Source organism: Roseiflexus sp. RS-1 (assembly GCF_000016665.1).
GTDB lineage: Bacteria > Chloroflexota > Chloroflexia > Chloroflexales > Roseiflexaceae > Roseiflexus.
Genome location: NC_009523.1, coordinates 5553771 through 5572328 on the forward strand (window position 1 = coordinate 5553771; position 18558 = coordinate 5572328).

The window sequence follows — 18558 nt, forward strand, 5'->3', positions numbered from 1 at the left end:
TGAGCCACGTGCGTGCCGGGTGCGCGGGCGTCTCGCCCGCATGACCGTATGAAGCGCGCAATTCCGAAGGTCAACTGTTTTGCACTTCGCTGTAGATGCGTCACCCTGTCAATTCTACTACTCTATCGAAGCAACGCCGACGAAGCGCTCCAGAAACCGCTCCAGGCGACGAGTCTGTTCCTCGCGCGATAATCCTGCCGCAACCGACGCTGGCAGGTCGGGAATGTCGGCGCCGCGTTCCTTTGCTTCCAGCCAGCGCGCCAGGTGATTGGCGATCTCCGCTGGATCGGATAATACTATCCCTGCCTGTCGTTCGCGGATCAGTGCTGCCGCCACATTGTCCGCCGGTCCGATCGCCAGGATTGGGCGGCGTGCGCCCAGATATTCGAACAGTTTGCCGGTGTACACCCCGCGTTCACGCGGATCGTTCCACAGGAGCAGCAGTAAGACGTCGGCGGCGCGCTGCTGTGCAAGGGCGTCGGCGTAGGGAACCGGACCATGACAGACGACCATCTGCTCCACTCCCTGATCCTGCGCCTCCGCGAGCGCGTACCCGGCGCCATTCCCATAGAAACTGACCCGCACTCGCTCTGCACGTTCACCGAGATGGCGCAGCGCTGCAAAGAGAGGCGCCGCGCTCTGGTGATCAGGATAGACCACGCCGGTGTACACGATGTGCAGTATCCCGCCGCTGGCAGGCAACCGTTGCGGCGGATAATCCCCCGGATCGAAGCCGTTGAGCACCACACCGACCGGCTTTCCGGATCGCCATTCGAGCGTCTGCGCCAGCGGCGCCGAAACGGTCACCAACCCGGCGGCGCTCTGAAGAATCCGGCGTTCCAGCCAGGCATCGAGCGCCTTTCGCCAGAGGGGAAAGGGGTAGTAATGATTGTCGGTCCACAGATCGCGCAGTTCACCAACCCACGGGACGCCATACTGCCGATGAAGGGCATGCGCCAGCAGGAGGGTCGTTGGCGGAGCGCTGCTTGCCAGCAGAACGTCCGGTTGCCAGCGTTGCCACAACCGCCGCGCTGCTGCCAGAGCAAAGGGGTACCATCCGATGGCTTCATCGGGAAAGGCGCAGAGTGTGCGATAGGCGATCATCATCTGGCGCAGCCAGCGCATCTGGCGCGTTTGCGCTTGTTGCGCCACCGTCTGCACGAATGCCGCTTGCTGACGCATGCGCTGCACCTGCGAGGAAAGCCAGCAGGTATCAATCCGTCGAGTGCGGATAACGGCGTCGGGCGGGATTTCCAGCGGCAGGTTCGCAGCGAACGGCAGACGCTGCGCGGTCAGCACGCGCACCTCGTGCCCGTGCTGCCAGAGATACTTCGCCGTTTTTCCCGTGCGAACGGCGGCGACAATGTTGTGGGGCGGAAAGTAGTATGAAATCAACAGGATGCGCATGCTTTCTCCCTTCCTGTTCGCTCCGCCACAGCCCCGCCGCCGGTTTATTTCCTTACCCGTTCGTACACGGTGTACCGCCCGTCCTGCATGACTTCGCGGAAAGCGCCCGACGCGAGCGCCGTGTCATACAGGCGGTTGCCCGCCGCAAACCGCCCCACCACCAGGTAGGAAGGGTAGACCGCCGGCGGTTCATACGCAACCGGCGTGTCCTGCCCCAGCAGACTGCGCCGGTTCAACTCGACGTGCGTCTGATCCGGCGGATAGTGGTACCGGCGGTCGAGCAGGAAGTGCAATTCGCTTTCGTAGGTTTCGATCAGGGCGTCAGGCGGCGTCTGCGTGTTCAGGAATGCAGCCACCCGAACGGCAGCGCGCTCATCGGCGGTGAAATGCTGCCAGTACGACAGCATCGTCAGCGGCGCTGTCGTCGCCGCCAGCAACATCGCCAGCCATGCCCCCGCGCTCCACTGCGTCAATCGTCGCGTCCTGAGCGGGGCAACCAGCCCCTCCACCACGAATGCCGGGCGAAATCCATTCGTCAGGTCGTGCACCAGCGCCGCAGTAAACATGCCCGCAACGAACGTCGCCGGGAAGAGGTACCGCGGCACGCCGACCGATAGCAGGGCAAACCAGGCGAACCAGCTGCCTGCCAGGGCGAGCAGTGCAGCGCGCAGTACGATCCGCGCGCCACGATCATCATCGCTTGCCGGATTGGTTGCTCGCACATCCTTCAGGAGACGCCATGCGGCGTACCCCAACCCGATCAGCGTCGGAATCCCGCCGATCAGGATCATCTGGAGGGCGAACAACCGGTTCGATAGATTGGGCACGAACGCGGTCACGTCATAGATGCCGCTGACCGGCGTGCCGGGCAGGGTGCGCCCCGTAACCGGCAGCATTACAATCTGCAACACCCATGGACGCGCCAGGTACGCCAGCAGCGCCCCTCCCGCCACCAGTGCGGCTGCACGCCAGCGATGCATCAGCAGCGCCACGCCTGTCGCGCCCGCCATCGAGACGACCCAGAACGGCAATGTTTGCGCTTTGGCAAGCGACGCAAGCGCCCAGAGCAGCGCCGCCGGCGCGATCCAGAACGCTCGTCCGCGCACTGCCGCGTCCAGACAGAGATACCCGCCCATCAAGAAAAGGAGCATCGGCATCTCACCCAGCGCCTGCCTCCCGGTCAGAAGCGCATTCAACTGCGGATGCGCCGTGAGCAACAGGAGCGCGCCGGGCGTTCCCCACGCCACCCGCCGGTCGTAGAGCCGCGCAGCCAGAACGAACATCAGCGCCAGCGCCGCAGCCGCCGCTGCCAGGCTGACGAGTCGCCCCTGCCAGAGACCCACGCCAAAGACCTGAAAACTCAACGCGACCGGCAACGTTACCACCGGCGACGCTTCCAGCCCGCCGGGCGCAGGTTGACCGTCGAGCAAGCGACCATAGTGCCCGCGCTCAACGACATTGCGCGCCACCGAAAGCGTCCATCCCTCGTCCCACCAGAACTCAGGACCCTCCAGGTTCCAGAGACCGATGAGCAATGTTGCGGCAGCGATCAGCAACGCTGCGCGAACAGTGGACAACGGGCGCCCAACAGCATCGGTTCGACCGGCAGAGGTGATGTGGTTCATCGGGAAGCCCTATCATCAACCCGGCGATGGTTTGCCGACAATCTGTATCAGAAACCACTCCAGGCGACGAGTCTGTTCCTCACGCGACAATCCTGCCGCAACCGACGCTGGCAGGTCGGGAATACCACCACACTCCTTTGCATCCAGCCAGCGGATAAGTTGCCCGGCAATCTCATCAGGATCGGCGGAGACCATCCCCGCCTGGCGCTCACGGATCAGGTCAGCCGCAACGTTATCGGCGGGACCGATCCCCAGAATCGGGCGGCGCGCCCCCAGGTACTCGAAGAGTTTGCCGGTGTACACCCCGCGTTCACGCGGATCGTTCCAGAGGAGCAACAGCACCACATCGGCGGCGCGCTGGAGACCCAGCGCTTCCCGATATGGCACCGCATCTTTCACCTCCAGCACATGGGCTACACCGTAATGCTGCGCCTCTGACATGATGGACACCATCCCCTGAACACCCCAGCCGTAGAACGTGACCCGCACCTGCCCGGCGCGTGATCCAAGGCGCTGCAATGCGGCGAAGAGCGGCGCGGCGCTCCGTTTGCCTGCATACACATTGCCGGTGTACACAATGCGCAGGAATCGATCCGGCTGCAACCGTTGTACAGGCGGGTAGTCGGCTGGATCGAAACCGTTCAGCACCACACATACCGGCATATCGTAGCGCAGGCGCAGCATTTGCGCCAGCGGCTCAGAGACAGTGACCAGACCCGCAGCAGTGCGCAGTGTCCGGCGCTCGATCCACGTTTCCAGCACCCGCCGCCACGTGGGAAAGGTATAGTAGTGATTATCCGTCCAGAGATCGCGCAACTCACCGACCCAGGGCACACCATGCCGCTGCCGCAGTGCAGCGGCAATCAGCAGCGATGTTGGAGGTCCGCTGCTGGCAACGATTACATCTGGGCGCCACTCTTTCAATAAACGCTCTCCTTGTGCCCATCCAAATGGAAACCAGCCAATCGCATCATCAGGAAACGCCAGCAGGATACGATAGATGTCCAGCAGCCGGATTGCCAGATGGTACGGGGATCGCAGTGGTTGCGCGCCGCCAACGAGACCGGCAACGCTGGCGCCTCGACCACGACAACGGGTGGCAAGCGTGTGGGGCCAGCTGATATCAAGCCAGCGCGTGGCAGAGATGCGCTCCTGCGGAAATTCAACGGGCAGATCGACCGGATATGGGAGCGGTCGAGCCGTTACGACCCGAACGTCGTGCCCGAACCGATGCAGGTATGTTGCCGTCTTTCCGGCGCGAACTGAAGCAATGATGTTGTACGGCGGAAAGAAATAGGAAAGAAACAGAATGCGCACTGCCTTTGCTCTTCCTGCTACGTCGTGCGGCGAGCGACAATCACATATGCGCCGCATGTCAACTCATCGCGGGTAATGGTCTTTGAATAAATAATCCGCCATAGCCCGCGCAGGCGGGCTTCGCCCTGGCTAGCCGAGGGCTTCAGCCCCACGGCTAGCGCGGTATAGTGGAATAAATTCTCAATCTCCATTACCCGCGCGCGGCAAGTTCGGCTTCGATCTCCGGCGTCAGCAGATGTTCCCCTTCGCTCATGTGACAGTAGTGCCGGAGCACGTCGAAGTGCCTGGTGAACACCGCGAGATAATCACGAATGCGCCATTCGTTCAGCGGCACGCTGAAGGGCAGGCGTCGCTGCCGCAGATGATCCCACGGTTCGACCCCCGGCGGCACATGGCGGAGCGGCACTTCGGCGAAACTCAGGTTATGCCCGCCAGATGGCGCAGTGAAGACATGGATCGCCGCCCACACCACGCCACCAGGTTTCAGCACCCGCGCGACTTCCGCAACGACTGCCGGCACGTCAAGGAAGTGCTCAAATGCTGCCACCGACGTCACAAGATCGAAGGTCGCGTCCGGGAACGGCAGGTGCCCGACATCGCCGCAGACCAGTGCATCGGGGCGCATTGCCGACGGCGGCAGGCGCAACCGGTCGGCATAGAGCGCACGCGCAACAGCGTAGGCGCGCCCTTGCCACGAATGTTCTGGGCGATTGACGAGATCGATGCCGATCACCCGATGCCCCTGTGCGCGCAGGATCGCGTACTGTGGACGCAGCCGACCATTCGCCAGGTCGAGGATCGTCAGCGGATGCGAGAAATCCACCAGACCGGCGAGATCCGCACGTCGGCTCGCGTCCAGGTCCGCCTCGCCGCGCGAACGGTCGCCGCGCCAGACCTGCCATGCGTAGCGGGGATAGTCGAGGAATTGGGGCATAGCATTATTTACTCCGAAACAATCGCTGGGGCTTGATGATCGATGGCATCAGCGCGTATTGCACTACAATTTGTCTTTTGTCTCCACTTCAACCAGCGTATCGAACATCCGCGCCAGATCGCCGGTCAGACTACGTCGATCAAAGCGTTGCACACGCGGATCGACGCGGGTGGGCAGTTCATTGGAGCGCCAGCGCTCATGAAACCGCTCCAACGCACGACAGATGCCCTCAACATCATCTGGCGCAACCACAATGCCGGCGTCGAGTTCCTCGATCAACTCTGCCGCCGCCGAGCGACCCGTTAGTGCCAGAACAGGTCGTCCGCTGGCAAGATATTCAAACAGTTTACTGGTGGTGACGCTGGCAGCGTTTGCAGATGTCACCAGCAACAGCACATCGGCGCTGAACTGCCGTTGAAGCGCTTCACGATGAGAAAGCGGACCTTCAACAGTCACGCATCCCTGACAACCGGTTCGGGTCAGCATATCGCGTTCTGATGCATTCAGGCGCCCGACGAAACACACGTCCAGGTCTGCCAGAATCGGTGATTGCTGCTGATGGAGACGATCCAGCGCTGCAAGAAATCCATTGATAGTTGTTTGACTTCGGCTGTACGCCAGCGAGCCGGTATGGATAATACGCAATCGCTCTCCCTTCACATACGATTGCAATCCGGCAATATCGGCGGAATCATACCCGTTGCTGATGACGGCAATTCTGCCTGCCGTCGCTGGATATCTGCGGCGGAGATCGTCGGCGATCACCCGATTGACGGTCACAATCCGATCCGCACTGAGCACGACAGCACGTTCAAGGGTGCGTTCGATGCGTAGACGCGCCGGTGAGGTGAACATAACTGGGTTTGGCGGCTCAAATGTCCATCCATCACGGAAATCGGCGACCCAGGGCAATCCCGACATCCGCTTCAGCGCCAGCGCTGCAAGATGCGCCGAAGGCGGCGGCGAACTGCTGAAGATGACACCGAAAGCGCCGGAGCGCAAGAGCGCTCTGCCACGCAGGACTGCGCCAGGAACCCATCCAATATGGATGTCGGGGATCAAGACGTGTTCCAGCACGCGACTCAGACGACTGTCCGGCGTTATCATCGGCGACAATCGATCACCCAAATCTACGCTTCGTGCGCAATAAACGCGGCGCGCGAGCCAGCGTCCCACATCGAGGATATCTGGAGCGCGAAAAATCAGACGGGCGTCATCATCGGCGCAGGCGCCGTAACTGGAAGTCGTCAGCACGACTGGACGATATCCGTACTGCGGTAGATAGCGGGCGAACGCTCCAAGCCGACGCGTACCTGGATTCTCGATTGGTGTGTAATAGTAACCAACCATCAGAACCGAGCGTTCTGGACGATGCGTGCGCATTCCTGTCATTGCTTCCTCTGCGCCTGCGTACCATCTGCGGAAGGGTCGCTCAAAATCCATTTCCAGAGATAGAGATAGGCGCGGGCATGCCCTTTGTATCCAAACAATCCTTCAGCGAGTAAGAACGTAATTCCTCGCATCAACCATCCAAACGAGGTCACAATGCGCAGAACACGAGCGTCCTGGTCGGTAAGGTGATGATAGCGACGAAAGTAGCGCAGTGCACTGAAGTATTCGCTCTGTTTTGCCCAGACTTTGACTTTGCTGATCGATTGATCCCCGATATGCGTAATAGTCGCCTCTGCGACATACCCCACCTGCCAGCCATAACATGCCATGCGATGACACCATTCAATATCTTCGTAGTAGAAATCGACCGCTTCATCGAAAAGCCCGGTCTGCTCAAAAGCCGTCCGCCGCACCAGCATACATGCGCCGCTGATGCACGGCGCCAGACCACTCCGCCGACGCGCGACGCTCATCTGCTGATACAACAGCCATAGTCGTCCTATTGGAAAACCAGGATCAGCGATCGATTGCGTCAGGAGATACTCCCGAGGCGTCAGAACTGGACGTGCACAAACTGCCTGCACCCATCCATCGCGCCCGACTAGACGCGGACCTGCCATCCCATATGATGGAGTTTCGATCATGACGTTCAGTAGTGTTGTCAAAGCGCCGGGATGCACGAGCGTATCATTATTGAGCACCAGAACAAATACCCCGCTCGTCTGTCGAATGCCAAGATTGTAATTCCGGGAAAATCCCTGGCGTGTCGGAGACTCGATAATCTTCACTGAAGGAAAGCGTTCACGCACCTGCGCCACGCATCCATCGCGTGACCGATTATCGACCAGAATGATTTCGTGCTCTGGGAGAGCGTCAACGAGCCGGGCGAGTGTCGCGAGATCCGGCGGATGAGCGAAAAGTGACTCCAGGCAACGCAGCGTATCGGCGCATCCGTCACTGTTAACGATGACGGTTGATAGGAGTGGTCTCATCGTGTACCGCCCATCATTCTCAGTCCGACGGATAGAGCACGCCGCGCACACCACGCCAGTAGAGCGCCAGCGCGTGATCAAGCAGCGTTTTTGCCAGACGCATCGCAGGCGAACGTATCACCGCTGGCGAAATGGTCAGGGGGTCGGCGCACAGCAATTGTTCGTCAACACCTGTTCCCACCTTTCCACCATACGCTCGACGCTAAACTCTGTTCGTGCACGCTCATATGCAGCTGCACCACGTCGCCGCGCTTCTGGTCGATTCGCCAACGCTTCGCCCAGAGCGCCCGCCAGAGAGCCGACATGATCTGCCTGCACTAACCAGCCATGAATCCCATCAGCAATCAGTTCGCTGTTGCCGTCAACCTCGGTCGCAACAATCGGGCATCCTGCGGCCATTGCTTCAAGCAGCGCATTGGGCGCTCCCTCGAAGCGCGATGGTTGAACATACACATCGAGCGCCCCCAACCATTGGGGGACATCTCTGCGATATCCAACCAGATGAACCCGTCTATCGATACCCAGGCATCGAGCCTGCCTGTGCAGATGCTCCCGCTCTTCCCCTGCGCCTGCCACGATGAGATGCACATTTACGAGTGGAAGTTGAGCCAGTGCATCGAGAAGCACATCGAACCCTTTTTGGTATGTCAACCGCCCGATGCTACCAATAATCATGGCATCCTCCGGCACGCCAAATCGGGCGCAAAGCGCTGTGCGTGGTAGAGCACGTTCGTATGACGACACATCGACACCGTTCGGGATATGGACAAGCCGGTCAGGAGGAGCGCCTTCTCCAGCGACCGCGAATGCAGCAACCCGACGACTGTTCAGGACGACTGCATCCACAAGAGGCATCGTCGCCCGCACGAGAAGCAACTGCCAGAGAGCATACTGCCGGTTGCGCGCTCGAATTGATGAAATGAGACGCGGTATATGCGCCAGGCGTGCTGTAATGCGCCCAATGACATCGGACCAGAAGAGCATTGTTACTGCCGCATCGAAGCGCTCTCGCTGCATCCAGTGCACGATATCGACAATGCCATAGCCGCCTGCCAGACCTGCCTTGCCTGCAATTTTTACATCTGCGCCCGCTGCCCGCAGACTATCGAGCATAGGCGCATCGAAAGAGTCGTTGAGACAAAGCGTGGTAACTCGATGGCGGCGCCTGGTCAAACCCATCGTCAGTTGACAGAGAACGCGCTGCGTCCCATCGGATCGGAGGTGGTCGATGCAAAAAAGGACTTTCATCGCTTTACAGATACGGTTTGTAACGCTCCCCCCACACTCCGAACAAGAGCAACGCCCACAGGCGCTTCCCGTGGTTGATCCGACCGCTGTCGTGCTCGGTCAGCAAGCGAGCAATCGCCTCAGGACGGAACCATCTGTGCAGCACGGGATTGTCCAGCAGTCGTTCACGCGCCCATGCGCGCAACTCGCCGCGCAACCATTGCCCCACCGGGACGCTGAATCCCTGTTTGCCGCGCGCTGCAATAGCGGGCGGCAGCTTGTCGCCGAAAGCGGCTTTGAGCAACCATTTTGTTTGCCTGCCGCGCACCTTGAAGCGCTCCGGCAGCCGCGCCGTCCATTCGACCCACCAGTCATCAAGAAATGGTGCACGCACCTCAACGGCATGCGCCATGCTCATGCGGTCGGTCTTTGGTAGCAGATCGCCCGCCAGATAGGTGACATGATCGGCGTAGAGCGTCCGATCCAGGCGATTTGCAGCATGCGCCTCGTCGTAGGCAGTGGCGATGACATCTGCCGTATCGATATGCGCAAATGCATTGCGCCATTGGTCGGTATAGAGCGCCAGTTTTGCTTCGTGGCTGAAGTACGAACCCCAGCGCACCAGCGACGCTTTGGGGTTCGTCGCCGACCACTGCGCCAGGCGTTTCAGTCCGGTAATGGGGCTGCGATCCTCCGGTATCCACGCCGGATCGGGCAGTATGCCGACCGCTGCTGGCACGGCTCGCCGGGTGATCCACGCTGGCAGCGCTGCGTATGGTCGCAGCAACCCATCGAGCGCGTAGCGCTGATACCCCGCCAGCGTCTCATCGCCGCCATCGCCGCACAGCGCCACAGTCACATGCTTCCGCGTCTGACGCGACAACTCAAACAATGGCAATGCCGCCGGGTCTGCCAGCGGTTCGTCACAGGCGTCGATCACTGCTTCAATCGTTGCTGTCAGATCGGCGGGACGGAAGATGAACTCGTGATGGTCGGTCGCATACCGTTCAGCGACAGCGCGCGCGTACTGCGTCTCGGAGAAGCGCGGCTCACTGAAGCCTATCGAGAAGGTTTTGACCGGCGCGCTCGTCTGTTCTGCCATCAGCGCCACGATGATCGATGAGTCGATGCCGCCGCTCAGAAAGGCGCCCAGCGGCACCTCGGCGATCAGGCGCCGCGCAACCGCTTCGCGGAGCAGGATGCGCGCCTGCTCAACCACTTCGCCGTCGCTCAAACGCAGTTTCGGCTCGAAGTCGAGTTGCCACCAGCGTTCGATGCGCGGCGGGTGATTGGCTTCAAAGACCAGTTTGTGCGCAGCCGGCAACTGAAAGATTCCGGCAAACATGGTCAGCGGGTCTGGCGTGTACTGGAGCGTCAGGTAGTGGTGCAGCGCCAGCGGCTCGACCCGTCGCTCGACCCAGGGCGCAGTCAGGATACACTTCGCTTCCGATCCCCACAGCAACCCGTGCGCCGGATGATGCCACCAGTAGAGCGGTTTCTTCCCCATGCGGTCGCGCGCGAGCAGCAACCGTTGCCTGCGCCGATCCCATAGCGCAAATGCAAACATCCCATTGAAGCGCAGTAGCGCATCATCACCCCACTCTTCGTAGCCGTGAACGATAACTTCGGTATCGCTGGAGGTGGCGAAGCGATGCCCGCGCTGCTCCAGATCGCGGCGCAGTTCCTGAAAATTGAAGATTTCGCCATTGAACGTGACCAGCACCTGCCCATCTTCACTGCTGATCGGTTGATCCCCGCCGCGCACATCGATGATTGCCAGGCGTCGCATCGCCATGCCGAACCCGCCATCGATATAGAACCCGTCGCTGTCGGGACCGCGATGAATGATGCGCGCGTTCATGCGCCGCAGCAGGTCGGCATCGACCGGTTGGGCAAGATCGGGTGACGCTATGCCGCAGATGCCGCACATACCGCTGGCTCCTATGTCGCTTCGGCGTCCGGGTCAATCCCCAGCGCGCGCAACCGCGCTGCCAGGCGCTCCGCCCGCGCTCGCTCTGCCTCCGCCCGCTGCCGCTCCGCTTCCGCCAGTTCCGCCCCGGTCGGGATGACGTTCCCCTCTCGATCACACCAGCGCAGCCAGACCGCTTTCACCCCTTCGTATTCTCCCTCCCACAACCGCACCCCCAGACCGATGTCCTCCAGCCAGCCCCCCGCACACGGCGCATACGTCCGCCCGCGCAACTCGTAGCACCGCAGCACCTCCTCCCCCAGCACCCGCTGCGGGTCGAACACCACGTAGTACGCCACCCCCAATTGCGCGTAGCGCTCCCGCTTGGACCCCAGTTCGCCCCCCTCCCGGTTCGACACGATCTCCACCACCGCGTCCGGCGGCTTGCCGAAGCGCCAGATGAAGTACGACCGGTTCGGCTTGGGCCACAGGTCCGCCGCCAGTTCCACGTCCAGGCTCACCAGCGCGTCCGGCACGATGGCGGGCTGTCCCTCGCCGTAGAACACCCCCACATTCGCCGCCGCCAGCAGCGGTCGTCCCAGGCGTTCCGCCATTCGTGCGCTGTAGAGCGGCTCGGTCAGCAGGCGCTGCTGCTTTTCGGAGAAGAAATTGTCCACCGGCGCATCATCCTCGGTCACGAACTGGTCATAGTCCGGCAGATACTCCGCCGGCGGCGGTTTGGTCGGGTCCACCTCCGGCGCGGTCGCCGCAGTCACGGTCATGCTCGTCCCTCCTTCCACGCGCGCCCTGCCCTGCTTCAGACGCAGATTGCCGCCTATATCCCTTCGGCGTCCGGGTCAATCCCCAGCGCGCGCAACCGCGCCGCCAGGCGCTCCGCCCGCTGCCGCTCCGCTTCCGCGCGCTGGCGGGCTTCCTCCGCGCGCCGCTGCTCTTCCTCCGCCCGCGCCCGCTCCGCTTCCGCGCGCTGGCGGGCTTCCTCCGCGCGCCGCTGCTCTTCCTCCGCCCGCTGCCGCTCCGCTTCCGCCAGTTCCGCCCCGGTCGGGATCACGTTCCCCTCCTGATCACACCAGCGCAGCCAGACCGTCCTCACCCCTTCGTACTCCCCCTCCCATAACCGCACCCCCAATCCTACATCTCCCAGCCAGCCCCCCGCGCACGGCGCATACGTCCGCCCGCGCAACTCGTAGCACCGCAGCACCTCCTCCCCCAGCAACCGCTGCGGGTCGAACACCACATAGTACGCCACCCCCAATTGCGCGTAGCGCTCCCGCTTGGACCCCAGTTCGCCCCCCTCCCGGTTCGACACGATCTCCACCACCGCGTCCGGCGGCTTGCCGAAGCGCCAGATGAAGTACGACCGGTTCGGCTTGGGCCACAGGTCCGCCGCCAGTTCCACGTCCAGGCTCACCAGCGCGTCCGGCACGATGGCGGGCTGTCCCTCGCCGTAGAACACCCCCACATTCGCCGCCGCCAGCAGCGGTCGTCCCAGGCGTTCCGCCATTCGTGCGCTGTAGAGCGGCTCGGTCAGCAGGCGCTGCTGCTTTTCGGAGAAGAAATTGTCCACCGGCGCATCATCCTCGGTCACGAACTGGTCATAGTCCGGCAGATACTCCGCCGGCGGCGGTTTGGTCGGGTCCACCTCCGGCGCGGTCGCCGGAATAGTCACCGTCATCCTCGTCCCTCCTTCCGCCCGTTTCTCGCTCTGCTTCGGGCACAGATCGCCGCATCCGCCTACAGCGCTTCGGCGTCCGGGTCAATCCCCAGTGCGCGCAACCGCGCCGCCAGGCGCTCCGCTCGCGCTCGCTCCGCTTCCGCCAGTTCCGCCCCGGTCGGGATCACGTTCCCCTCCTGATCACACCAGCGCAGCCAGACCGCTTTCACCCCTTCGTATTCCCCCTCCCACAACCGCACCCCCAGACCGATGTCCTCCAGCCAGCCCCCCGCGCACGGCGCATACGTCCGTCCGCGCAACTCGTAGCACCGCAGCACCTCCTCCCCCAGCAACCGCTGCGGGTCGAACACCACATAGTACGCCACCCCCAATTGCGCGTAGCGCTCCCGCTTGGACCCCAGTTCGCCCCCCTCCCGGTTCGACACGATCTCCACCACCGCGTCCGGCGGCTTGCCGAAGCGCCAGATGAAGTACGACCGGTTCGGCTTGGGCCACAGGTCCGCCGCCAGTTCCACGTCCAGGCTCACCAGCGCGTCCGGCACGATGGCGGGCTGTCCCTCGCCGTAGAACACCCCCACATTCGCCGCCGCCAGCAGCGGTCGTCCCAGGCGTTCCGCCATTCGTGCGCTGTAGAGCGGCTCGGTCAGCAGGCGCTGCTGCTTTTCGGAGAAGAAATTGTCCACCGGCGCATCATCCTCGGTCACGAACTGGTCATAGTCCGGCAGATACTCCGCCGGCGGCGGTTTGGTCGGGTCCACCTCCGGCGCGGTCGCCGGAATAGTCACCGTCATCCTCGTCCCTCCTTCCGCCCGTTTCTCGCTCTGCTTCGGGCACAGATCGCCGCATCCGCCTACAGCGCTTCGGCGTCCGGATCAATCCCCAGCGCGCGCAACCGCGCCGCCAGGCGCTCCGCTCGCGCTCGCTCCGCCTCGGCGCGCTGCTGCTCCGCCTCCGCCCGCGCTCGCTCTGCCTCCGCCCGCTGCCGCTCCGCTTCCGCCAGTTCCGCCCCGGTCGGGATGACGTTCCCTTCCTGGTCACACCAGCGCAGCCAGACCGCCGTCACCCCTTCGTATTCTCCTTCCCATAACCGCACCCCCAGACCGATGTCCCCCAGCCAGTTCTCCGCGCACGGCGCATACGTCCGTCCGCGCAACTCGTAGCACCGCAGCGCCTCCTCCCCCAGCAACCGCTGCGGGTCGAACACCACGTAGTACGCCACCCCCAATTGCGCGTAGCGCTCCCGCTTGGACCCCAGTTCGCCCCCCTCCCGGTTCGACACAATCTCCACCACCGCGTCCGGCGGCTTGCCGAAGCGCCAGATGAAGTACGACCGGTTCGCCTTGGGCCACAGGTCCGCCGCCAGTTCCACGTCCAGGCTCACCAGCGCGTCCGGCACGATGGCGGGCTGTCCCTCGCCGTAGAACACTCCCACGTTCGCCGCCGCCAGCAGCGGTCGTCCCAGGCGTTCCGCCACCCGTGCGCTGTAGAGCGGCTCGGTCAGCAGGCGCTGCTGCTTTTCGGAGAAGAAATTGTCCACCGGCGCATCATCCTCGGTCACGAACTGGTCATAGTCCGGCAGATACTCCGCCGGCGGCGGTTTGGTCGGGTCCACCTCCGGCGCGGTCGCCGGAATAGTCACCGTCATCCTCGTCCCTCCTTCCGCCCGTTTCTCGCTCTGCTTCGGGCACAGATCGCCGCATCCGCCTACAGCGCTTCGGCGTCCGGATCAATCCCCAGCGCGCGCAACCGCGCCGCCAGGCGCTCCGCTCGCGCCCGCTCCGCTGCGGCCTGCTGGCGGGCTTCTTCCGCGCGCCGCTGCGCTTCCTTCACTCGTTGCCGCTCCGCCTCGGCGCGCCGCTGCTCTTCTTCTGCTCGCTGCCGCTCTGCTGCGGCCTGCTGGCGGGCTTCCTCCGCGCGCCGCTGCGCTTCCTCCGCCCGCGCTCGCTCCGCCTCGGCGCGCCGCTGCGCTTCCTCCGCCCGCGCTCGCTCCGCTTCTGCGCGCCGCTGCTCCTCCTCCGCCCGTTGCCGCTCCGCTTCCGCCCGCGCTCGCTCCGCTTCCGCCAGTTCCGCCCCGGTCGGGATGACGTTTCCCTCTCGATCACACCAGCGCAGCCAGACCGTCCTCACCCCTTCGTACTCCCCCTCCCACAACCGCACCCCCAGACCGATATCCTCCAGCCAGCCCCCCGTGCACGGCGCATACGTCCGCCCGCGCAACTCGTAGCACCGCAGCATCTCCTCCCCCAGCACCCGCTGCGGGTCGAACACCACGTAGTACGCTACTCCCAATTGCGCGTACCGCTCCCGCTTGGACCCCAGTTCGCCCCCCTCCCGGTTCGACACAATCTCCACCACCGCGTCCGGCGGCTTGCCGAAGCGCCAGATGAAGTACGACCGGTTCGGCTTGGGCCACAGGTCCGCCGCCAGTTCCACGTCCAGGCTCACCAGCGCGTCCGGCACGATGGCGGGCTGCCCCTCGCCGTAGAACACCCCCACATTCGCCGCCGCCAGCAGCGGTCGTCCCAGGCGTTCCGCCATTCGTGCGCTGTAGAGCGGCTCGGTCAGCAGGCGCTGCTGCTTTTCGGAGAAGAAATTGTCCACCGGCGCATCATCCTCGGTCACGAACTGGTCATAGTCCGGCAGATACTCCGCCGGCGGCGGTTTGGTCGGGTCCACCTCCGGCGCGGTCGCCGGAATAGTCACCGTCATCCTCGTCCCTCCTTCCGCCCGTTTCTCGCTCTGCTTCGGGCACAGATCGCCGCATCCGCCTACAGCGCTTCGGCGTCCGGGTCAATCCCCAGTGCGCGCAACCGCGCCGCCAGGCGCTCCGCTCGCACCCGCTCCTCCTCCGCCCGTTGCCGCTCCGCTGCGGCCTGCTGGCGGGCTTCCTCCGCGCGCCGCTGCTCTTCCTCCGCCCGTTGCCGCTCCGCTGCGGCCTGCTGGCGGGCTTCCTCCGCGCGCCGCTGCTCTTCCTCCGCCCGTTGCCGCTCCGCTTCCGCCCGCGCTCGCTCCGCCGCCGCCAGTTCCGCCCCGGTCGGGATGACGTTCCCCTCTCGATCACACCAGCGCAGCCAGACCGCCTTCACCCCTTCGTATTCCCCTTCCCATAACCGCACCCCCAGACCGATGTCCCCCAGCCAGTTCTCCGCACACGGCGCATACGTCCGCCCGCGCAACTCGTAGCACCGCAGCGCCTCCTCCCCCAGCAACCGCTGCGGGTCGAACACCACGTAGTACGCCACCCCCAATTGCGCGTAGCGCTCCCGCTTGGACCCCAGTTCGCCCCCTTCGCGGTTCGACACAATCTCCACCACTGCGTCCGGCGGCTTGCCGAAGCGCCAGATGAAGTACGACCGGTTCGCCTTGGGCCACAGGTCCGCCGCCAGCGCCACGTCCAGGCTCACCAGCGCATCCGGCACAATCGCAGGCTGCCCCTCGCCGTAGAACACCCCCACATTCGCCGCCGCCAGCAGCGGTCGTCCCAGGCGTTCCGCCATTCGTGCGCTGTAGAGCGGCTCGGTCAGCAGGCGCTGCTGCTTTTCGGAGAAGAAATTGTCCACCGGCGCATCATCCTCGGTCACGAACTGGTCATAGTCCGGCAGAAACTCCGCCGGTGGCGGTTTGGTCGGGTCTACCTCCGGCGCGGTCGCCGCAGTTATGGTCATGCTCGTCCCTCCTCGCCTTATGATCTTGCAGGGATTCTACCACGCACGCCGTTCCGTGGACATCCCGGTTCAGCATCCGGTCGAAAATCTCCAGATAGCGCGCCGCGACTGCATCCCACGACATCCGCTCCGCGCGACGCCGTGACGCTGCCCCCATCTGCCGCACCACCTCACGGTTCGCGGCAAGATACGCCAGGTGCTGCGCAAGGGTCTCGACATCACCCCACGCAAAGGTCAACCCATTCTCCCCCTCCTGCACCAGTTCCGCAGTGCCTCCGGTGCGGGTGACCACCAGCGGCAACCCGGCCGCCATTGCTTCGAGCGTCGCCACACTCATCCCCTCGTTGTACGACGGCAGCACAAAGACATCAGCCGCAGCATAATGGTCGGCAATCCGTTCGCGCGGCACGTACCCGGCAAACGTCACCTGATCGGCGATCCCCAGACGATCGGCTTCGGCGCGATATGCCTGCGCTGCATCACCAGTCCCGACGAATTCGACCGTCGCGGTCACACCGGCATCGCGCAGACGACGCAATGCCGCCAGCAGATGGCGTTGCCCTTTGCGCTCGATCAGGCGCGCCACGCAGATGATCCGCAGCGGACCATTGTTGCGCGGCGCCGCCATCCGAAACGCGCGCACATCAACGCCATTCGGCGCCAGCACTGGCGCGATAGACGGATCGACCCGGCGGATCATCGCAGCTTCTCCGTCACACTTCGCCACAACGAGCGTCGCATTTCGCCACACTGATCGAATGATCGGCGTCAGTATCGGATAGAGCCGCGCGTAGCGCTCCTCGAAACCGGGGATATCCGGTCCGCTCACCCGCACCAGATACGGCAATCCGCAGAGACGGCGCAACGCCAGCGCGACCGAACCGGCAGGTACAGCGCTCCAGGCAAAGCAGAAGTCATACGGCAGCACCCGATGGCGCGCCAGCGCCGCTGGCAATGCCAGCGCCGCATACGTGAGCAACTCACGGTTCGATGAGTGGTGGATATCGTGGTTATCGACCGGAACCTTGTACAGGCGGATGCGTTCGCTGAACTGCTCCCGTTCTGGCGTGCGTCCCAGAGCTGCTGTGAACAGGTCGATCTCCAGATCGGCAACATGCGCCAACCGCTGCAACAGCGCCTGATTGACCGAGCCTGTTCCACCGCCGAGCGGCGGGAACTCATTGTTGAGCATCAGAATACGCACAACTTCGCCTCTTACACCGTTCAACCTGCAACCCGCAACCTGCAACCTTCAACCTTCAACCCTCAACCCATCCTCCCCGTCACACGTCGAACCACATACAGCGGGCGTTGTTTCACTTCTTCATAAATACGCCCCACATATTCACCAATGACGCCGATGGTGATCAGTTGAATGCCTGCCAGGAAGAAAATAGCCACGATCAACGTTGGAAATCCAGGCGGCGTCAACCCAAACGCCAGGCGCTGCACGGTATAGAGGATCGCCAGTGCAATCGACACGGCAGAAACAATGAAGCCAAGAATGGTGATGATCCGCAGCGGCACAAAACTGAACGCCACGATTCCGTCGATCGCCAGATAGGTCAATCGGCTCAACGTATACTTCGGCTTTCCGGCATAACGTCCCTGCCGATCATACGGCAACCCGATCTGCTTCATCCCCACCCAACTGCGAATGCCGCGCACAAACCGGTTGCGTTCCGGCATGGCGGTCAACACATCCACCACCCGCCGGTCCATCAGGCAAAAATCGCCAGCATCGAGGGGAATATCAATATTGGCAATCCATCGCAACAGGCGGTAGAACAGCGCATATGCCGCCCGCAGCAGCAGATTCTCCTTCCGGCTCGCGCGCACCGCGTAGACCACATCGTACCCCTCGCGCCAGCGTGCGATGAACTCCGGCAGCACCTCCGGCGGATCCTGCAAATCCGAATCCATCACAATCACGCCATCGCCGCGCGCATAGTCCAGCCCGGCGCTGATTGCGATCTGATGCCCGAAATTGCGCGCCAGTTCGACAACGACAACGCGCGGGTCGCGTTCTGCAAGGGCGTACAACACATCACGGCTCCCGTCGCGGCTCCCATCATCGACAAACACCAGTTCATACGAGTGGTTCCCGGCATCGAGCACGCGTACCAACCGTTCGTAGAGCGCAGGCAGGTTTTCGCGCTCGTTGAAGACTGGCAAGACAACAGAGAGATGTGGACGCGACGGCGGCATGACGCCATTGTCGGAATGATCTATGAGCAACCCTGCCAGCCGGCGACAGAACGCCAGCGCCGCCTGAGGATCGTCGGTGGGAATCGCCATACGTGTATCGCGCGTCTCGTGCGTGCGCGATGCCTGTCCGACGCTGACATCACCTTCGGACATCCCCAGTCCACCTCCACGCGATTCGGTTGCCACTCT

At 63.2% G+C, this 18558-nt stretch carries 17 protein-coding genes; all 17 read right to left on the bottom strand.

What is annotated here, in order from left to right; translation table 11 throughout:
• Positions 1-117 precede the first annotated feature (117 nt).
• On the bottom strand, positions 118-1407 hold the full coding sequence (locus ROSERS_RS22790; RefSeq protein WP_011959101.1) for a glycosyltransferase: 1290 nt from the start codon (positions 1405-1407) through the stop codon (positions 118-120).
• A gap of 44 nt (positions 1408-1451) precedes the next feature.
• Positions 1452-3032, bottom strand: a complete 1581-nt coding sequence (locus tag ROSERS_RS22795; protein WP_011959102.1) for a hypothetical protein — start codon at positions 3030-3032, stop codon at positions 1452-1454.
• A 15-nt stretch (positions 3033-3047) separates the two neighbouring features.
• The gene (locus ROSERS_RS22800; RefSeq protein ID WP_041334387.1) at positions 3048-4349 is read right to left on the bottom strand and encodes a glycosyltransferase; all 1302 of its coding nucleotides are present in this window, start codon (positions 4347-4349) and stop codon (positions 3048-3050) included.
• Positions 4350-4539: 190 nt separating this feature from the next.
• Positions 4540-5283 (bottom strand): class I SAM-dependent methyltransferase, encoded by a 744-nt coding sequence (locus ROSERS_RS22805; RefSeq protein ID WP_011959104.1) that lies wholly within the window; start codon positions 5281-5283, stop codon positions 4540-4542.
• A 63-nt stretch (positions 5284-5346) separates the two neighbouring features.
• Positions 5347-6666: a glycosyltransferase family 4 protein gene (locus ROSERS_RS22810; RefSeq protein ID WP_232282716.1), complete on the bottom strand. Its 1320-nt coding sequence runs from the start codon at positions 6664-6666 to the stop codon at positions 5347-5349.
• 5 nt (positions 6667-6671) lie between these two features.
• Positions 6672-7667 (bottom strand): glycosyltransferase family 2 protein, encoded by a 996-nt coding sequence (locus ROSERS_RS22815; protein ID WP_011959106.1) that lies wholly within the window; start codon positions 7665-7667, stop codon positions 6672-6674.
• Between the two features lie 19 nt (positions 7668-7686).
• A complete protein-coding gene (locus tag ROSERS_RS26325) occupies positions 7687-7848 on the bottom strand; it encodes a hypothetical protein (protein WP_157041200.1) in 162 nt (53 codons plus the stop codon).
• Entirely contained in the window at positions 7803-8915 is a 1113-nt protein-coding gene (locus tag ROSERS_RS24510) for a glycosyltransferase (RefSeq protein WP_011959107.1), read from the bottom strand. The genes ROSERS_RS26325 and ROSERS_RS24510 overlap by 46 nt, the downstream gene beginning before the upstream one ends.
• Before the next feature lie 4 nt (positions 8916-8919).
• A complete protein-coding gene (gene asnB / locus ROSERS_RS22825) occupies positions 8920-10824 on the bottom strand; it encodes an asparagine synthase (glutamine-hydrolyzing) (protein ID WP_011959108.1) in 1905 nt (634 codons plus the stop codon).
• A gap of 11 nt (positions 10825-10835) precedes the next feature.
• On the bottom strand, positions 10836-11585 hold the full coding sequence (locus tag ROSERS_RS22830; RefSeq protein WP_011959109.1) for a Uma2 family endonuclease: 750 nt from the start codon (positions 11583-11585) through the stop codon (positions 10836-10838).
• A 53-nt stretch (positions 11586-11638) separates the two neighbouring features.
• A complete protein-coding gene (locus tag ROSERS_RS22835) occupies positions 11639-12496 on the bottom strand; it encodes a Uma2 family endonuclease (RefSeq protein ID WP_011959110.1) in 858 nt (285 codons plus the stop codon).
• 59 nt (positions 12497-12555) lie between these two features.
• Positions 12556-13287: a Uma2 family endonuclease gene (locus ROSERS_RS22840; RefSeq protein ID WP_011959111.1), complete on the bottom strand. Its 732-nt coding sequence runs from the start codon at positions 13285-13287 to the stop codon at positions 12556-12558.
• Between the two features lie 59 nt (positions 13288-13346).
• On the bottom strand, positions 13347-14141 hold the full coding sequence (locus ROSERS_RS22845; protein ID WP_011959112.1) for a Uma2 family endonuclease: 795 nt from the start codon (positions 14139-14141) through the stop codon (positions 13347-13349).
• Between the two features lie 59 nt (positions 14142-14200).
• Positions 14201-15205, bottom strand: a complete 1005-nt coding sequence (locus tag ROSERS_RS22850) for a Uma2 family endonuclease (protein WP_011959113.1) — start codon at positions 15203-15205, stop codon at positions 14201-14203.
• A 59-nt stretch (positions 15206-15264) separates the two neighbouring features.
• Positions 15265-16161 (bottom strand): Uma2 family endonuclease, encoded by an 897-nt coding sequence (locus tag ROSERS_RS22855; protein WP_011959114.1) that lies wholly within the window; start codon positions 16159-16161, stop codon positions 15265-15267.
• Positions 16085-17365 carry a glycosyltransferase family 4 protein gene (locus ROSERS_RS22860; RefSeq protein ID WP_011959115.1) on the bottom strand — a complete coding sequence of 427 codons (1281 nt, stop codon included), beginning with the start codon at positions 17363-17365 and terminating at the stop codon, positions 16085-16087. The genes ROSERS_RS22855 and ROSERS_RS22860 overlap by 77 nt, the downstream gene beginning before the upstream one ends.
• Positions 17366-17427: 62 nt before the next feature.
• Positions 17428-18522 carry a glycosyltransferase family 2 protein gene (locus ROSERS_RS22865; protein ID WP_011959116.1) on the bottom strand — a complete coding sequence of 365 codons (1095 nt, stop codon included), beginning with the start codon at positions 18520-18522 and terminating at the stop codon, positions 17428-17430.
• Positions 18523-18558: the final 36 nt, after the last annotated feature.